General features: G+C 42.9%; 12 protein-coding genes. 6 read left to right on the top strand and 6 right to left on the bottom strand.

The genetic code is table 11. From position 1 onward, the window contains the following. Positions 1-26: 26 nt before the first annotated feature. Positions 27-992 (top strand): Gfo/Idh/MocA family protein, encoded by a 966-nt coding sequence (locus tag J2W55_RS00660; RefSeq protein ID WP_310090777.1) that lies wholly within the window; start codon positions 27-29, stop codon positions 990-992. 4 nt (positions 993-996) lie between these two features. On the opposite strand, the gene J2W55_RS00655 is transcribed toward J2W55_RS00660, so the two are convergent. The 6 genes from J2W55_RS00655 to J2W55_RS00630 all read right to left on the bottom strand — a co-directional run bounded on the left by J2W55_RS00655 (position 997) and on the right by J2W55_RS00630 (position 9,648). Beyond that, positions 997-1,842: a metallophosphoesterase family protein gene (locus J2W55_RS00655; RefSeq protein WP_310090775.1), complete on the bottom strand. Its 846-nt coding sequence runs from the start codon at positions 1,840-1,842 to the stop codon at positions 997-999. A gap of 110 nt (positions 1,843-1,952) precedes the next feature. Then, positions 1,953-2,771: a glycerophosphodiester phosphodiesterase family protein gene (locus J2W55_RS00650; RefSeq protein WP_310090773.1), complete on the bottom strand. Its 819-nt coding sequence runs from the start codon at positions 2,769-2,771 to the stop codon at positions 1,953-1,955. Between the two features lie 21 nt (positions 2,772-2,792). Beyond that, positions 2,793-3,887 (bottom strand): alkaline phosphatase family protein, encoded by a 1,095-nt coding sequence (locus J2W55_RS00645; RefSeq protein ID WP_310090771.1) that lies wholly within the window; start codon positions 3,885-3,887, stop codon positions 2,793-2,795. 72 nt (positions 3,888-3,959) lie between these two features. Continuing rightward, positions 3,960-5,570 (bottom strand): SusD/RagB family nutrient-binding outer membrane lipoprotein, encoded by a 1,611-nt coding sequence (locus J2W55_RS00640; RefSeq protein ID WP_310090769.1) that lies wholly within the window; start codon positions 5,568-5,570, stop codon positions 3,960-3,962. A gap of 17 nt (positions 5,571-5,587) precedes the next feature. Beyond that, positions 5,588-8,884, bottom strand: a complete 3,297-nt coding sequence (locus J2W55_RS00635; RefSeq protein WP_310090767.1) for a SusC/RagA family TonB-linked outer membrane protein — start codon at positions 8,882-8,884, stop codon at positions 5,588-5,590. Positions 8,885-9,063: 179 nt separating this feature from the next. After that, positions 9,064-9,648 (bottom strand): phosphonate degradation HD-domain oxygenase, encoded by a 585-nt coding sequence (locus J2W55_RS00630; RefSeq protein WP_310090766.1) that lies wholly within the window; start codon positions 9,646-9,648, stop codon positions 9,064-9,066. Between the two features lie 289 nt (positions 9,649-9,937). Between J2W55_RS00630 and J2W55_RS00625 the strand changes: the two genes are divergently transcribed. The 5 genes from J2W55_RS00625 to J2W55_RS00605 all read left to right on the top strand — a co-directional run bounded on the left by J2W55_RS00625 (position 9,938) and on the right by J2W55_RS00605 (position 16,528). After that, positions 9,938-10,516 carry a helix-turn-helix domain-containing protein gene (locus J2W55_RS00625; RefSeq protein ID WP_310090765.1) on the top strand — a complete coding sequence of 193 codons (579 nt, stop codon included), beginning with the start codon at positions 9,938-9,940 and terminating at the stop codon, positions 10,514-10,516. Positions 10,517-10,674: 158 nt separating this feature from the next. Further along, a complete protein-coding gene (locus tag J2W55_RS00620; RefSeq protein ID WP_310090763.1) occupies positions 10,675-11,361 on the top strand; it encodes an HAD hydrolase-like protein in 687 nt (228 codons plus the stop codon). 4 nt (positions 11,362-11,365) lie between these two features. Continuing rightward, positions 11,366-12,685 (top strand): DUF5690 family protein, encoded by a 1,320-nt coding sequence (locus J2W55_RS00615; protein WP_310090761.1) that lies wholly within the window; start codon positions 11,366-11,368, stop codon positions 12,683-12,685. A 48-nt stretch (positions 12,686-12,733) separates the two neighbouring features. After that, positions 12,734-13,879 (top strand): TIGR03364 family FAD-dependent oxidoreductase, encoded by a 1,146-nt coding sequence (locus J2W55_RS00610; protein ID WP_310090759.1) that lies wholly within the window; start codon positions 12,734-12,736, stop codon positions 13,877-13,879. Between the two features lie 99 nt (positions 13,880-13,978). Then, on the top strand, positions 13,979-16,528 hold the full coding sequence (locus J2W55_RS00605) for a phosphocholine-specific phospholipase C (protein WP_310093451.1): 2,550 nt from the start codon (positions 13,979-13,981) through the stop codon (positions 16,526-16,528). Positions 16,529-16,543: the final 15 nt, after the last annotated feature.

Raw genomic sequence — 16,543 nt, 5'->3', positions numbered from 1 at the left:
AGACTTAAAACTCAGAATTTAAGATCATGATCAAATGGGGTATTATAGGTTGCGGGCGTATTGCCCACAGGTTTATGCAGGGCCTTCACGAAGTGGCCGGTACCAGGTTGGTATCGTCATGGTCACGAAGGCCCTCAACTGTTAATGCCTTTGTTGAACAATATGGCGGCAATGCCTGCACCAGTATTGACCAATTGCTGGCCAGCGATATTGACGCGGTATACATTGCCACCCTGCCTGATAGTCACGCGGCATATAGCATAGCCGCGCTAAAAGCGGGCAAACATGTACTTTGCGAAAAGCCGGCAACCATAAATCTCGCTGAACTGGAGGAGGTACTCACCGTAGCTAACACTTGCGGGCTGCTTTTTATGGAGGGCATGAAACCGGCATTTTATCCTTTATACATCCGTTTAAAAGAACATCTTGCTCATGATCCTATTGGCCCGGTGGGTTATGTGCGTGCGGGATCATCCGTAGCCGATGTTTCGGCCGATCATCCTAATTTCAGCTATGAGCTGGCCGGCGGCGGATTAATGCAAATAGGGATATATGAAGCTTTTTTGGCGATAGACTGGCTTGGCGACCTGCTGGATGTACAAGCCATGACCCGGTTTGGCAGTACCGGAATTGATATGTTTACGGTATTTCAAACGCTGCATACGGGTGGCTATTCACAATTATATGCAGGCTTTGATCTGCATGGCAAGGGCGATGCACTTATAGCAGGTACATTAGGGCATATCACCATCCATAAAAACTGGTGGAACCCGGCCCGCGCTACCATTGATTACGTCGACGGCCGGGTTATTGAACTGAATGAACCTTTTGCCGCGGGTGGCCTTAACTATGAAATAGCACACTTTTGCAACCTGATCAAAGCCGGAAAAACCGAAAGCCCTGTCATCAGCCACCAAATGTCAAAACAAATGATTAACCTGATTGACAGGGCCCGCGCCGAGATAGGATTAAAGTTCCCCTCAGAAAAATAAGATCTTATAATTTATTGGAATTAAGCACCGGGTTTTGGCTGGCGTTAACCTGGTATGTATAAATGGCGTTTTGCTCATCAACCTCCACTATACGGTATCCTTTGTAATCAGTACCCCAGTTACCGCCAATATGCGAGTCGAAAAAATGCGGGAATTTACCGGTATAACGTACCCCATCAAGCAAATGATCATGGCCATGAAAGGTCGCTTTTACATTAGGATAGCTGTGTAATAAGCTGATAGTTTCGGGGCAATCAACAAAAAAATCGTCCTTTTGCCACTTAAACGGAGCTATGTGCAGTATCACAAAAACAATTTTTTTATCAGCAAACTTATCAAGCGAAGCCTTGATAAAAGCATTATCGGGACAAACATACGTGCCTTTGGTATCGGCGGTATTGGCCAGTACAAAGGCTATGTCACCAAACTCCACGGTATATTTATCTTCATAACCAAAGTTCTTTTGCCAAACAGCAGCGTCGGCAAAATCATGGTTGCCCGGTATGGTATGATACGGCACGCTTAGTTTATCGAGATAATTGGTTTTAATTTCCGGCAGCAGATCGGGGCGGTTATGTACGAGATCGCCATTGATGATCACCATATCCAGGTGATTTTTAGCATGATCTGCATTTATCCATTTAACCATATTGCCGGTATGCAAGGCATAATCTGTTTCCGGCTGACCATAATGTATATCAGACGCCAGGGCAAACCTTAGTTTTAGCTTATTTTTATTATTCCTTTTGTAATCATTAGTAACGTTTGCAAAAGTGTTAACAGCAGGCAACAAAGTTAAAGCGGCCACACCGGCCAAGCCAGTGCCTATAAATTCTCTGCGGGTAGTCATGTATTCAATTTTAAGTAAATGTAGTACAAGGTTGTTAAATTAGCGTTAATTACAATAAAGTAACAGGAATGATATGAGGGTAAAAGATATCATTCGTCATTGAGTTGATACTACCTCAACCCTTTCTCTTTTAAATACTTTACCAATGCCGCCGGATGATCGGTTTGCAAACCGGTTAAGCCTATAGCCAAGGCTTTATCCCAATCAGCAGGACCTTCGCCTGCGCTTTGAATATCCGGCCAAATGGGAATGTGTTTACTTTCTGCAAATTTCACCATCTCCGCATTATATTGTTTGTAACTGCCATCCAAAATATCAACCTGGTACTTATCAATAAATTGCTCCATGCCAGCTACAGATTTAACACTATCAGGCAAACTCAGCATCAGGGGCATTTGAGGTGCGGCTTTGCGCCAGCCGGTAAACTGACCGGCACCGTTAATATAAACCAGCACTTGTTTTTCCATTTTATACTCCTTGATCATTTGGTAAGCTGCTGCGGGGTCGGCCGCTTTAAAATCAAGATATATGTTGATCTTGTTTTTACAGAGTTTTAATATTTGCTTAAATGTAGGGATGCGATGAATTTCCACTGATGTAGTATCCTTGTTTTTAACTTTCAACTGTTCAAGCTTATTAAAAGTAAGGTCTTTAACCAGTCCGCTGCCATTGGTCATGCGGTTAACATTGGCATCATGCATGCTGATCAGTTGGCCATCTTTAGTAGTGCGTAAATCAATCTCCACATAATCGGCTTCATTTTTAATGGCTTCCTGGTAAGCTGCCAGCGTATTTTCGGGATATATTACGTGATCGCCACGGTGAGCGGCCACTATAAATTTATGTTTTGATGCCGGTGCCGGGTTGGGCTGCCAGCTATCGGTGCCTGATAATAAAAGGAATATTGCAGTTACTATTACTAAACGCATTTATTTTGTTTACTGTTAATATTATTTGCCAATAACACTGCCAATGGCGTCGCCAACTTCATGGCCGGCTGCTGCTTTAAAATCAAAACCAAGCAACTGAGCTATGGTTTGGGCAAGTTGTTTGTGATAAGTGATCGCAGTTGATTTCATTTCACCCGAAGCAGGTGTATCGGGACCTAAAACGGCAAACCAGGTTTGTTCTGAATGAGACGTTTCTTTACCATGATCGCGCCACTTAGTTATCGGCACATCGCCCCTGCCGTGGTCGCAGGTAACTATCAGTGTAGTTTTGTTTTTATATGCCTGATCTGTTTGAATGTAATCCCAGATCTGCTTTATAAAACCATCTTCCTGGTGTATACGATCAAGATAGAATTTATAATTACCTGCATGTGCCATATCGTCCGGCTCGTCGAACGAAAGATATAAAGCACGAGGTTTATACTGCTTCATATAGTTTTTGGCAAATTCAAAAGTCAGAAAGTCGATACGGGTAGAGTCGCTGATATAACGCGGGGCTTCCTGCTGTAATTCGTTAAGGTGCTTAAGGCGATCATTCATACCCGCAACATTCAACGGCATAAAGCCGGCATTAACCAAAATACCGGCCCGTTTTGGACTCAGTATTTGTGTAAAACGTTCCCACGATGCAAATGCCGCTACCTTATTTTCAAAACCTTTTTGCTTGTTCAAAAATTCAAGCACGTTCATATTGGGGTTGTAAATTGCATCATTGGTGTTCATACCCGGATCGGCAAACCCCGTCATAATTTCATTATAACCCGGATAAGAGAAATGATACGGGTTGGCTACTTCGTCTTTGCTGCCTTTATCCCGGTTGCCATATAACTGGCCCTGCTGTACCAGCGTCGACCAGAAAAACGGCATCAGCATTTTGCGGCGTTCATCAGTATTTGGCGTCCAGAAGTTTTTTTGTACTTCTTCTTTTTCGTTGGTTTCTTTTGAGTTGATCAACGCGGAATCGGCACCTCTGAAAACTTCCTGCCAGCGTAAACCATCAATGGTTACAATAATTACATTCTCGGTTTTATGCTGCTGAGCAAATAATGCCGAAAAACATCCGGCAAGTAAGAGCATTAAAATTGCTTTCTTCATCGCTTTTTTATTTAATCAGACAAAGGCCTCCCGATGTACCGGGAGGCCTTGCTAAAATTTAGTTTAGTTTGTTTATTGTAATATCCACATGATACCGTTTATATCATCCTTGCCACTAAATTGATTGGTCAGGGCCTTATTATAATTGGTAGCATTTACTGTTCTTTCTGATGTTGGATACTCAAAACGGAGCGCTATACGCCCGCTGTTACCTGTACCCGGACCAGTTGTGAAAGTTGGCACTTTGGTACGGCGATAAGTAAAATACGATTCCAAACCTGAATGACGGAACAGGGCCAGGTATTTTTGCTGTAATATTTGGGTAAGGCCGGTAGCGCCATCTGCATATTTTACAGCCGCTTGTGAATAGTAGGTATCCCAGTTAACTGTGATAGGGAAAGTATCATAGCTCGACTGATCGGCCGGACCTTTTGTTGCACCCGGGCGATAAAAATAAGCTGAAAATATAGTTGGGGCACTTACTGTAGGAATACCATAATATTGGAATGACGCCTGTATACCTTTAACATAATAAGGTTCGGCCGAACCGGTGGCCCATCCGCGGTTTATACCTTCAGCAATGTTAAACATCAACTCAGGATAACCTATTTGTATGCTTGGCTCGCCTGTGTAGGTTGAATAAAAATGTTTGCGGTTTAAGAACGAGTAACGCTGTAAGGTAGCGTTATTGTACATTACTCCAAGATCAAGCCCGGCATCGGCGCCAATATAGGCGTCAAAGCTGGTAGGGCTTTTCTTTAAGGTATCAACGCTATAACGTGAAGGCTCGGCAGTAACAAACACGCGCGGATCCTTAAGCTGGGTAAGCAAACCTACATATGTTGCCGACATGTTTTGCCTTGAACCGTTTTGCCCAAAGTTATCGGGGTTTTGAGGATAATAGTTGCTTGGGGTAACAAATTTATATTGCAGGTTGTCATCATTGCTTGCCATTAAAGGATATTTAGCCGGGTTGCCAACAATAGCTGCAAATTGCGCCTTTACGTCAATATCGGCTGTTTTTTTACTTAAGGCAAGTAATAACCTGATGTGGAAGGCATTAACCACCTTTTGCCATTTAGCCAGATCACTGCCCAAATAAATATCATTAGCCAGGGTTGCGCCTACGCCGGTACCGCCCGATGCCGGATCTTTTATTAACTGGGTAAGATCGGTATTGGCACTTTCAAGCCAGGCTAAGCATTGGGTCATAACCGCTTTTTGAGTATCATAAGCAGGCGTAAGGTTATCTAATCCTTTTAAAGCGTCGGTCATCGGGATATCCCCTTCTTCCAAACTCATTTTACTGAAGAAGTAAGCCCTGAAAAATTTACCCATTGCCGAATAAGGATTAACCGCTGCGCCACCCGAAGCCGCAGCTTGTTTTTCCATCACCAATACGTTTTTTAACGTGCCGTAATAATTATCGCCTCCGCTGGCCAGGGCATCATAGCGGTTATTACCATAATAATCATAATTATACAGATAATACTGGCAATAAATTTCGTTTTCTGATTGAGGCAGGTCGGCCATTTTATTTAATATACCATTAAATAACAGCGATGCAGGAACAGTGCTTGGAACATTGGTGTTTTTGGTAAGGTCCTCAAAGCTCTTTTTACAACCAGTTACCGCCAATACCATAAATACCGGCAGTACGTAATTAATAAATATCTTTTTCATAATTATTCAATTTTTAATTAGAATGATACATTTAAGTTTACACCATAGCTACGTACTGTTGGCGATTGCAAAACAGTGCTTGAGGTAGCATAATTGTATTGATCTAAATCCACATCCTTAAAGCGTTTGTCTTTATAGAAGTATAACAGGTTACGGCCATATACCGATACCGATGCCTTTTTGATGAATGATTTATCCATCCATGCTTTAGGGAAATCATAACCAAGAGTAACCTCGCGCAGTTTGGAGAAGGTTTTGCTCATCAGGTTTGACTCATCAACATTATAATACTTACTTACATAATCTTGTACCAAAGCGGTTTGCTTATTAGGTGAATATTGCAGCGCAGTATAGTTTGATATTTTACCGGTTACAGGATCATAGTTGATAGATGCTCCGTTTGATACAGTTACACCTTCGCCTATATAACTACCGTTGTAACCTGCTTTGCCAAAGTTTTGCCAGTCTTTATAACGGGCGTCGCCCAAAGCTCCGGTGGCTGTTTCAATATTTGCACCACCACGCATGGTTTTGTTGTGCATGTAATCAATGATAACACCGCCTACAGAACCGTCAAACTGGAAACCGAGGCTAAAGTTATTATAGCGCACTTTGTTGGCAACGCTCCATTGGTATTTGGCGTTTTCGTTACCCAGGTATTGCGGAACCGGTAATGCTAAAGGCTTGCCTGCGTCGTCATTAATGATTTGGCCTTGCGGAGTCCTGGCAAACGCTGTACCATACAATTTGTCGGTACGGTCGCCCTTTTTAAAGAAAGTCTGATAAGTTTCCTGTCCCGGAGGCAGCTCTTCGTACACATCTTTAAAGGTTGATACGTTTACCAGGATATTCCAGGTAAAACCGCCTAAATTTTTAATCGGGGTACCTTCTAATGAACCTTCATAACCAGTTTTCTTGGTTTTTAAAGCATTCAGGTATAAGGTAGTATAACCTGTGGCTGTTGATATGGTATTAGCCAATATCTGCGGACCGTCGATATATTGGAAGGCAGTAGCAGAAAGACCTAAACGGTTCTGCAAGAATTTAATATCGAAGCCTTCTTCGTAGTTAACACGGGTTGAGGTTTTGATGTTGTTCTGATACAAAAAGTCGGACGCTGATGCAGCGGGTTGACTGTTGTAAGGCTTACTGGTTAAGAAAAATGGATTAAGCTGATAACTTGGCCCGTTATAAGGCGAGTTATAAGTGCTTCCGTAACCAAGCGGATTGAGGAACAACGGGTTTGAATTGGGGTTACTGGTTGTTGTTGAACCACCGTATACCGAAATGGCATTAAAAGGAGCAGGCCCTATTGTTGCACTTGAAGCATCGGCTTTTACTGTTGAATATGAAGCCCTTGCTTTTAAGAATGATATAACCTCCGGCAATTTAACATAGTCGGAAATTACAGTTGCCGCTGATAAGCTTGGATAATAGTAAGTGGTTACATTTTGAAATGCCGACGATTTATCAACACGACCTGTGCTTGATAAGGTAGCATATTTACCAAATGTGGCATCAAGTGAGTAATAACCGCTTAATACACGCTCCTGCGATGTAAAGTTTGTAGCCTGTATAGGATTTTTAGAGTTACTAAAAGCATAAACTTCAGGTACGTTCAAATAATCGGTTGATGTCCAGCTGGAGTTGTAGTTAAAGCTACGCAGGTTTGAACCAACAACACCCGATAAGTTCAGGAACTTTTTTACAGTGTAGTTATAGTTCAACATCAACTCTGTATTGTTGTCAAACAGGTTACGGCGATCTTCGCGGTAATCGCCCTGGTTTCCCTCACGACCATAAGGGTGTGCCGAAAATGGCAGATCCTCGCTGCGTAATATATTATAGGTATTGATTTGTGAGCGCAGGGTTGCGTTCAGGTTATCATTGATCTTAAAGTTACCTGACAAATATCCGTAAACATCATTTTTATAATGGCCCCTTGTCCATTTTTGCGTAAGCAAATATGGGTTATGGTAGCGGGTATATTCGGCAAACTGCGATTGTACGCCTTCTTTACCTGGCTGCCAAATGGCTTTAATATCGGGGGCGTTAATGTCCCAGTCGGCCCCGGTCCAAACGGCAATATTGTAAATGATACTGTTAGGACCGTATTGAACGTCGGGGAAGTTATCAGTTGATTGCCTGTTGAAATCAACGTTTGCTTCAAACTTCCAGCGTGAGGTTGGGGTAAATGAAGCGTAAAAGTTAGCATTGGCTATATCCAGGTATTGAGATGGGATATAGCTGGTTTGGTGCTGCTGCGAAACCGAAAAGCGGGTTACATAAGTATCGCCAACGGCTCCCAATGAAATGTTGTTATTGGTTTGATAACCGGTTTTCAAAAAGTTTTTTAGGTTATCCTTACCACGTGCGGTATAAGGGGTTGCCTGGCGTACACCATTAATTACCGGGCTGTCATACTGCGGGATCAGCTGTCCGGCAAAATATGGTCCCCAAACGTCATAATCCGAATCCACACCACCTGGTGCACCACCTTTACCATCAACAAAAGTATAAAAGGTATTTTCCCCTGCGCCAAATTTGCTTTGCGTACGCGGGAATGCCAGGAAGCCGGTGTTCATAACCGTACTGCTGTTGATGTCAACAGTTAAGCCTTTTTTGTTTTTGTCGCCTTTTTTGGTGGTGATCAGGATAGCACCGTTTTGTGCACGGCTACCGTAAAGTGCGGCAGCAGCGGGGCCTTTTAGTACAGTATAGGTTTCAATATCATCAGGGCTGATGTTGTAAGTGTCTGTATTGATTGGAAAACCATCAACTACATACAAGGTTACTGAATTGCCCCTTATTAATACCGAAGGGTTGCCTAATAGTTCGGCAGAAGGGCCTACAGATAAACCTGCCACTTTACCGGTTAAGCCGGTAATAGGGTTGGGATCGCGCGCTGTAGTTACATCGGCACCGTTAACAGCCTGCAGTGCGTAACCTATGCGGCGGGTTTCTTTCTTTACACCCAGCGCGGTCACCACTACCTCGTTAAGCGCTTTGCTGTCGCCGTTCAAGCTGATGTTTATAATAGGGTTATTGCCTACTACTACAGATTGAGGCGCAAAGCCTATGAATGTAAAAATGAGTGTTTGACCGGGATTGACACTAATACTGTAGCGACCGTCCACATCAGTAATTGTACCTTTAGTTTGTTCTTTAATTTTTACACTTACGCCGGGTAATGGTAAGTGGTTCTCGTCGGTTACTTTACCGCTTATTTTGCTTTGCGCCAATAAAATAGATGGAGCAATACAAAATAATAAAACCGTGATAAGGATTTTGAGTTTCAGGTAAAACTTGTTCATCTGCTTAAATTTGAGGGTGAAATTTTAGACTTTTTCATTCAGCAATACTAAACTTTGTTTATTATTGGTAAACTAATTTAGTATTAAGCTATGCTTAATCTTGTGTTCACTCCGTGTTAAACAGGGTGGTTTATGTAATAAGGAAATTACACAAACCTTACATGAATTTAATATGGAAATTAACTGTTTACCAGTTGTAGATGAGTTAGCGCAATGGATTTTAAATACTCAATATTGTTAACAGGTACATTCATTTCCTTAGCCATATCATCCCAGTAGCGTAACCTCACAATTAGCTCTGCATCCGGGTCGAGCTCAAAATCAGCAGCTTCTTCGGCATTCATCACACCGCCCTGAAACTCAAGTGTGGCTTTACTGGCGTCTGACAGGCAATTATAATATTCAGGATGTTTGTAGGTAAGGTATCTTTTAGCAATTACATGGCCCTGAACAAGGTTGGCCACTCTTTCTGAAAAACCGCGTTCAAGTAAATAATCGGCCCCTAATTTTTCATGGTCAACATTCCCCATGCCATCCATGCTTTCCGCTTCGCCGGCATCTGCGCACAAATGCCCTATATCATGAAAAAACGCTGCGAGTATTACTTCATCGTCATAACCTTCGGCCTGGGCTAATGCAGCCGCCTGAGACATATGTTCCAGCTGTGAAACGGGCTCTCCAATATAATCTTCATCACCAAATTTTTCATAAAGTGAAAACACTTCTCTAACCACAACTTCCGGATTATATAAGGAAAAAGACATAATTAAATTTTTATTTACAAATAAAGGGTATGCAGATTATGGATATATTAAATGTTTGTGAAATAACCTATTATTCCTAATAATACTATTTTATATCGGCAAACAAAGCCATTACTTTCATTATTAACCAGTTAAATAGCCTGTTATATTGCAAAATCCGCTCATTGGCGGTGTAGTTAAAATGCTTTAAGTAACCGTTTTTATTAAAAACCGAGCCGGGGGAACTTATGTAATTTTGAATTTTGAATTTTGAATTTTTACATTGCGCCAATAATTGAACCGCTAAATAATGGAAGAAGACATACTGATACAGATCAGTAACCGGATAAAAGAACGCCGAAGAGAAAAAAACATCACCGTACAGGAATTGGCCATCAGGGCCAATGTAAGCAAAGGATTAATATCGCAAATTGAAAATAGCCGCACCATACCTTCGCTTATGGTATTAATTGATATTATTAAAGCTTTAGAGATTGACCTGAATGAGTTTTTTAAGGATATCCGTTCAAAAAGCGACCATCTACCAGTTTTAGTAAAACGCAAAAGTGAATATGAACATTTTGAAAAGGAACATGCTACCGGTTTTCATTACCAGCGCATATTTACCCAATCTATAACACAATCAACCATTGATATAGTGATCTTAGAACTGGAACCCGATGCTGTACGTCCGCTTGTAAAAACCGACGCGTTTGAATACAAGTATATTTTACAAGGCGAGGTTGAATACCAATTTAATGACGACAAAATAATTCTGAATCAGGGCGACTCTATGCTGTTTGACGGCCGCACTCCTCATACCCCAAAAAACCTGGGCAAAACTACCGCAAGCATGCTGGTCATTTATTTTTTTGAAGAAAAGAAATAAGCTGTTTATGCCATATAGGAGCCCCTCTCCCAAGCCGCTTGGTTGCAGTTTCATAGTTACTCAAACAATGATCTTAGGCTCTTAACCTAACTTTAACACAAATTTAGTTTGGTATTAATAAATAAAGTTTAGTATTGCTAAACATTATACATTTATTTATGGCCATTAAATTAGTAGTATTTGATATAGCCGGTACTACGGTTAAAGACGATCACGAAGTAAGTAAAGCTTTCCAGGCTGCTTTAAAAAAGTACAATTACCATGTTGAACTCGACAGGATAGACCCACTGATGGGTTATGAAAAAAACCTGGCGATAAAGCAGATGCTGCAATTGCACGAAACCGATAGTGAGAAAATAACTACGGAGCTGGTAAGTAATATCCATAAAGAGTTTGTGTTTCAGATGATCAACTTTTACAAACATGAGCCCGGTATTGAGCCATTGCCAAATGTAGAAGAAACATTTGCCGCGCTTCGTGCCAATGGCGTACAGGTGGGTATCAATACAGGTTTTTCGCGTGATATTGCCGATACCATTATCAACCGCCTGCAATGGGCCGAAAAAGGCCTGATAGATCACGTAGTTGGTTCTGACGAGGTAAAGCTTGGTCGCCCGCACCCTTACATGATCCAAAAAATGATGCTCGAAGGCGGTATTACAGATCCACTGCAGGTTGCCAAAGTTGGCGATACCGAGGTTGACGTTCGTGAGGGGCAAAATTCCGGCTGCAAATACGTAATAGGTGTAACTACCGGCATATTTACCCGCGCCGAACTGGAAAAATACAACCCTACCCATATTATTGATGATATAGCACAGGTTATCGAAATCATTAACCAGTAACAGCATGAAACTGATGTACCAACTGCGGGCAAAGGTAGCCAAATGGCCATATGCCGTGCTATCGGTCATGGCGGCTGTAGCGGCATTCGGGTTGTATACATCAATGTATGCTTTTCGCAAGGCTTTTGCGGCGGGCACCTTTACCGGTCAGCAATACCTGCATGTTGATTATAAAGTTTGGCTGGTAATAGCCCAGGTGCTCGGTTACACTTTAAGCAAGTTTTACGGCATTCGTTTTATAGCCGAAGTTAACAGTAAAAACAGGGCACGTTATATCTTAACGCTCATAGGCATAGCCTGGCTGGCACTACTGGCTTTTGCTGTTATACCTGCACCCTTCAATATCATTTTTCTATTTATAAACGGCTTTCCGCTGGGGTTGATATGGGGATTGGTTTTTGGCTACCTGGAAGGGCGCCGTTCCACCGAGTTCATGGCGGCCGTATTGTCCATCAGTTTAATATTCGCATCGGGATTTGTAAAAACCATTGGGCGTACTTTACTGAGCGTTTTTCATGTAAATGAATATCACATGCCTTTTTTAACAGGCGCCATATTTATACTGCCCCTGCTCCTGTTTGTATTTTTTATGGAACTAATGCCCGCCCCTACAACTCAGGACCAGCAATTACGAACTAAGCGTAGCCCAATGAATGCCGCCGGGCGCAAGCAGTTCCTGATGAGGTTTTTACCGGGTATTATCCTAACCATCATTATTTATGTGCTGCTTACTATTATGCGCGATGTACGCGATAATTTCGAGGTAGAGATTTGGGCAGACCTTGGCGTAAAAAGCAACAGCATTTATACCAATATTGATTCCGTTATATCCATTATTGTACTGGTGGCCATGAGCCTGCTTATCCTCGTTAAAAAGAATTTAAAAGCTTTCAGTATCATTCACCTGTTAATTATTTGCGGTTGTGTGCTGGTTGGTGTTTCAACCACGCTGTACACCCTAAAACTGATTAGCCCCGTTAGCTGGATGACCATGGCCGGTCTTGGTCTTTACCTGGGTTATGTGCCCTACAATGCCATTTTTTTTGAACGCATGATAGCTACCTTTAACTATCGCAGTAATGTGGGTTTTATCATGTACGTGGCCGATTCTATGGGTTACCTGGGCAGCATAAGCATTCTCTTGATAAAAGAACTGGGCAGGCCCAATATCAGCTGGGGTAATTTTTTTAAGGAAGGTGTTATGGCCGTTGCAATTGTTGGCGGTATTTGCGGTGTGCTATCGCTCCTGTACTTTCTGCAAAGTGCGCAAAAAGATAAAAAAAACACTACTGAACAAGAAGACGGGGTACTTTCCTTAAGTTAAAAGTCAAAAAAATGACCACCGACCTAATGACAAAACTAAATTAAATCAATGACTCAAGATAAATCAAAAAACTCTGCCATAATAATAGGCGCTGGTATTGTGGGTTTGGCCACAGCCCGGGCTTTGGCCATGCGTGGCTACAAGGTAACAGTGTTTGAACGTAACCAACGTGCGGTTGGGGCATCCATCCGTAATTTTGGAATGATATGGCCCATAGGACAGGCCACCGGACTATTATTTGACCGTGCTATGCTATCGCGCAGCATCTGGAAAACCATTTGCACCGAAGCGGGTATCTGGCATAACGAAGTTGGCTCACTGCACCTCGCTTATCATGATGATGAGCTGCAGGTGATACAGGAGTATGTAGAAGCAAATCACACCTTCAGGGATTGCGCTCTGCTTAACCCCGCTCAAACACTGGCCAAATCACCAGCCGTAAATCCGGATGGTTTAAAAGGCGCTTTATGGAGCGGCGAGGACATGATCATTGAATCGCGCGAGGCTGTTGGGCAGGTATCCAAATATCTGGCTGATAAATACGGTGTTGAATTTCACTGGAATACTGCCATCAGCCGTATTGAGCATCCTAAGGTGATATCTGGCAATCAAAGCTGGCAGGCCGACGAGATATTTGTTTGCAGCGGCGCCGATTTTGAAACGCTGTACCCCGAACTGTTCGCCCAAACACAGATCACCAAATGTAAATTGCAGATGATGCGCCTGGCTACCCAGCCTGATGGCTGGCGCATTGGCCCGTCACTATGCGGCGGGTTATCTATGATCCATTATCCCGGCTTCCAATCAGCAGCTTCATTATCCGCATTGCGCAAGCGATATGAGGAGCAGTATGCTACGCATTTAAAATGGGGTATTCACGTAATGGTTTCGCAAAACGGCGATGGCGAACTTACCATCGGCGATTCGCACGAATACGGGCTGGTACATGACCCTTTTGACAAAGCATTTATTAATAATTTGATAACTGAGTACTTACATACTTTTGCCACCTTTAAAAACTGGGAACTATTGCAATCATGGCATGGCATATATCCCAAAATGACCAGCGGGGCAACCGAGCTGATAGTACAAACTGAACCAGGCGTAACTGTTATAAACGGCATTGGCGGCAACGGTATGACACTTTCATTCGGGTTATGCGAAGAAGTGATTGCAAAAAGAGCAAATTCATAGATCATGGTTGATAGTTTATAGATCATAAAGTAACTTACAGCCTAAAACGTATAAAATAAAACCGATAATTCAACACCCATACCACTCATAACAATCATGCTGGATACCAGGAGAGATTTTTTAAAAAAAGCAGCATTGCTTACCGGTGCAGCCGGCATTGCAGGTATTTTGCCCGAATCCATACAAAAGGCAATGGCCATAAACCCGGCGCCGGGCAGTACTTATCTTGATGCCGAACATATTGTTATCCTGATGCAGGAAAACCGCTCTTTTGATCATACCTATGGTACGCTTAAAGGGGTACGCGGCTTCAATGATCCGCGGGCAATTGATCTGCCAAATAAAAATAAGGTTTGGCTGCAATCCAATAATAAAGGTGAAACTTATGCGCCCTTCCGTTTGGATATTAAAGGCACCAAGGCTACCTGGATGTCGTCGTTACCGCACTCCTGGGCCAACCAGGTAAATGCCCGCAATGATGGTAAGTACGACCAATGGCTCAATGTAAAACACTCCGGCAATAAAGAGTATGCACACATGCCGCTTACCATGGGCTACTATAATCGTGAAGACCTGCCCTTTTATTATGCCCTTGCAGATGCCTTTACCGTGTGTGATCAAAATTTTTGCTCAGCACTTACAGGTACCAACCCCAACAGGCTTTATTTCTGGAGCGGAACTATACGTGCCGAACAGCACGAAAATTCGCTGGCCCACGTGTGGAATGATGATATGGACTATGGCACCCTTAACTGGCCTACTTTCCCCGAACGGCTTGAAGATCATGGTATCTCATGGAAGCACTACCAGAACGAGGTAGCTATTGATACCGGTTTTGAAGGTGAGCAGGACGCCTGGCTATCGAATTTTCAGGATAATCCCCTGGAGTTTTTTGGTCAGTACAACATCAAGCTGCATGATAACCATATCAGCCATCTGCAAAAAAGATCAACACTGCTGCCGGGCGAAATCACTGAGCTGGAAAAACAAATAGCCGCTTTGCCCGCAGGCGATGCGCATATAGATCATCTGCAAAAACAGCTGAAACAGAAAAAACGCGACTTCGAAAATATTAAAAAGGATATGACAAGCCTTGACCCGGGTAAATTTGCTGCATTATCGCAACGCGAAAAAAACCTGCATCAAAAAGGATTTGCAACCAACACCAATGATCCGCACTACCGCGAGCTGGTTAATTTAAAATATGATGATAACGGCACAGCGCGCGAATTGCTGGTGCCCAAAGGCGATGTACTGCACCAGTTTAGGGACGATGTAAAAACCGGGCAGCTGCCAACCGTTTCCTGGCTGTCGGCCCCTGAAAATTTTTCCGATCATCCAAGTGCCGCATGGTTTGGAGCCTGGTATGTATCTGAAGTGATGGACATTTTAACTCAAAACCCCGAGGTTTGGAAAAAAACTATTTTCATACTGGCCTATGACGAAAATGATGGCTACTTTGACCATGTGCCTCCATTTGTTGTGCCCCATTCCAAAAAACCAGGAACAGGCTTAACCTCAAAGGGTATTGATACCAGCGTTGAATTTGTAACACTTGAACAGGAAAAAGCACGCAACAATTTTCCTGAAGTATATGATCGCGAAAGTTCAATTGGGCTGGGTTACCGCGTACCGTTGGTTATTGCCTCACCCTGGAGCAAAGGCGGATGGGTAAACTCCGAAGTATTTGACCATACCTCTACCCTGCAATTCCTGGAGGACTTTTTAAGTAAAAAAACCGGTAAAAAGATAGAAGAACCCAACATTAGCAGTTGGCGCCGTACTGTTTGCGGCGACCTTACCAGCGTATTCAGACCATACAACGGCGAAAAAATTGCCAATCCGGATTTTTTGGCTAAAGACGCGTTTTTAGAAAGTATACACCAGGCCAAGTTTAAAAAGCTACCTACTTACAAACTGCTTACACCTGATGAAATAGCGCAGATCAATAAAGATCCACATTCATCACCGTACATGCCGCAGCAGGAAAAAGGAATAAAACCATCATGCGCCCTGCCGTATCAGTTATCTGCAGATGGAAGGCTAAGCGCGGATAAAAAAACGTTTGATATTCAGTTTACAGCTGACAATAAGATATTTGGCCAAAAAGCTTTAGGAGCGCCATTTAACGTTTACGCACCAGGCAAATACATCGGTTTTAATGATCCGCAGCAAATGGAGTCTTTACGCACCTGGGCTTATGCCCTTACAGCCGGCGACAATATAACCGATAGCTGGCCGCTGCAGGAATTTGAGAATGGCGAATATCACCTGCGTGTTTACGGGCCAAACGGCTTTTTCAGGGAGTACAAAGGCAATGTTAATGACCCACTGCTTGATGTAATTTGCGAATATGAGCAAAACGCAGGCAACAAACTAACCGGCAACATCGCCTTAAAACTGGCAAATACAAGCGGCAAGCCCTACACTATTGAGATCATTGACCACGCATACAAAACCAATAACCACAAAAAGATATTAGCACCCAAAGCGCAAAACTCACTTACACTTAACCTGGCTAACAGCCATAGCTGGTATGATTTCAGCGTAAAAGTTTCAGGAAGTCATGCTTTCGAGAAAAGATACGCAGGCCGCGTTGAAACCGGGCAGCACAGTTTTAGCGATCCTTTGATGGGGAAGGTGGTTTAGGAGAACCTGATAAAT

Origin of the sequence: Mucilaginibacter pocheonensis, from assembly GCF_031456535.1 — a bacterium.
In the GTDB taxonomy this organism is placed as follows: Bacteria; Bacteroidota; Bacteroidia; order Sphingobacteriales; family Sphingobacteriaceae; genus Mucilaginibacter; species Mucilaginibacter pocheonensis.
The sequence above is the reverse complement of the archived record's forward strand: the minus strand, read 5'-3'. Positions and strand labels throughout refer to the sequence as shown.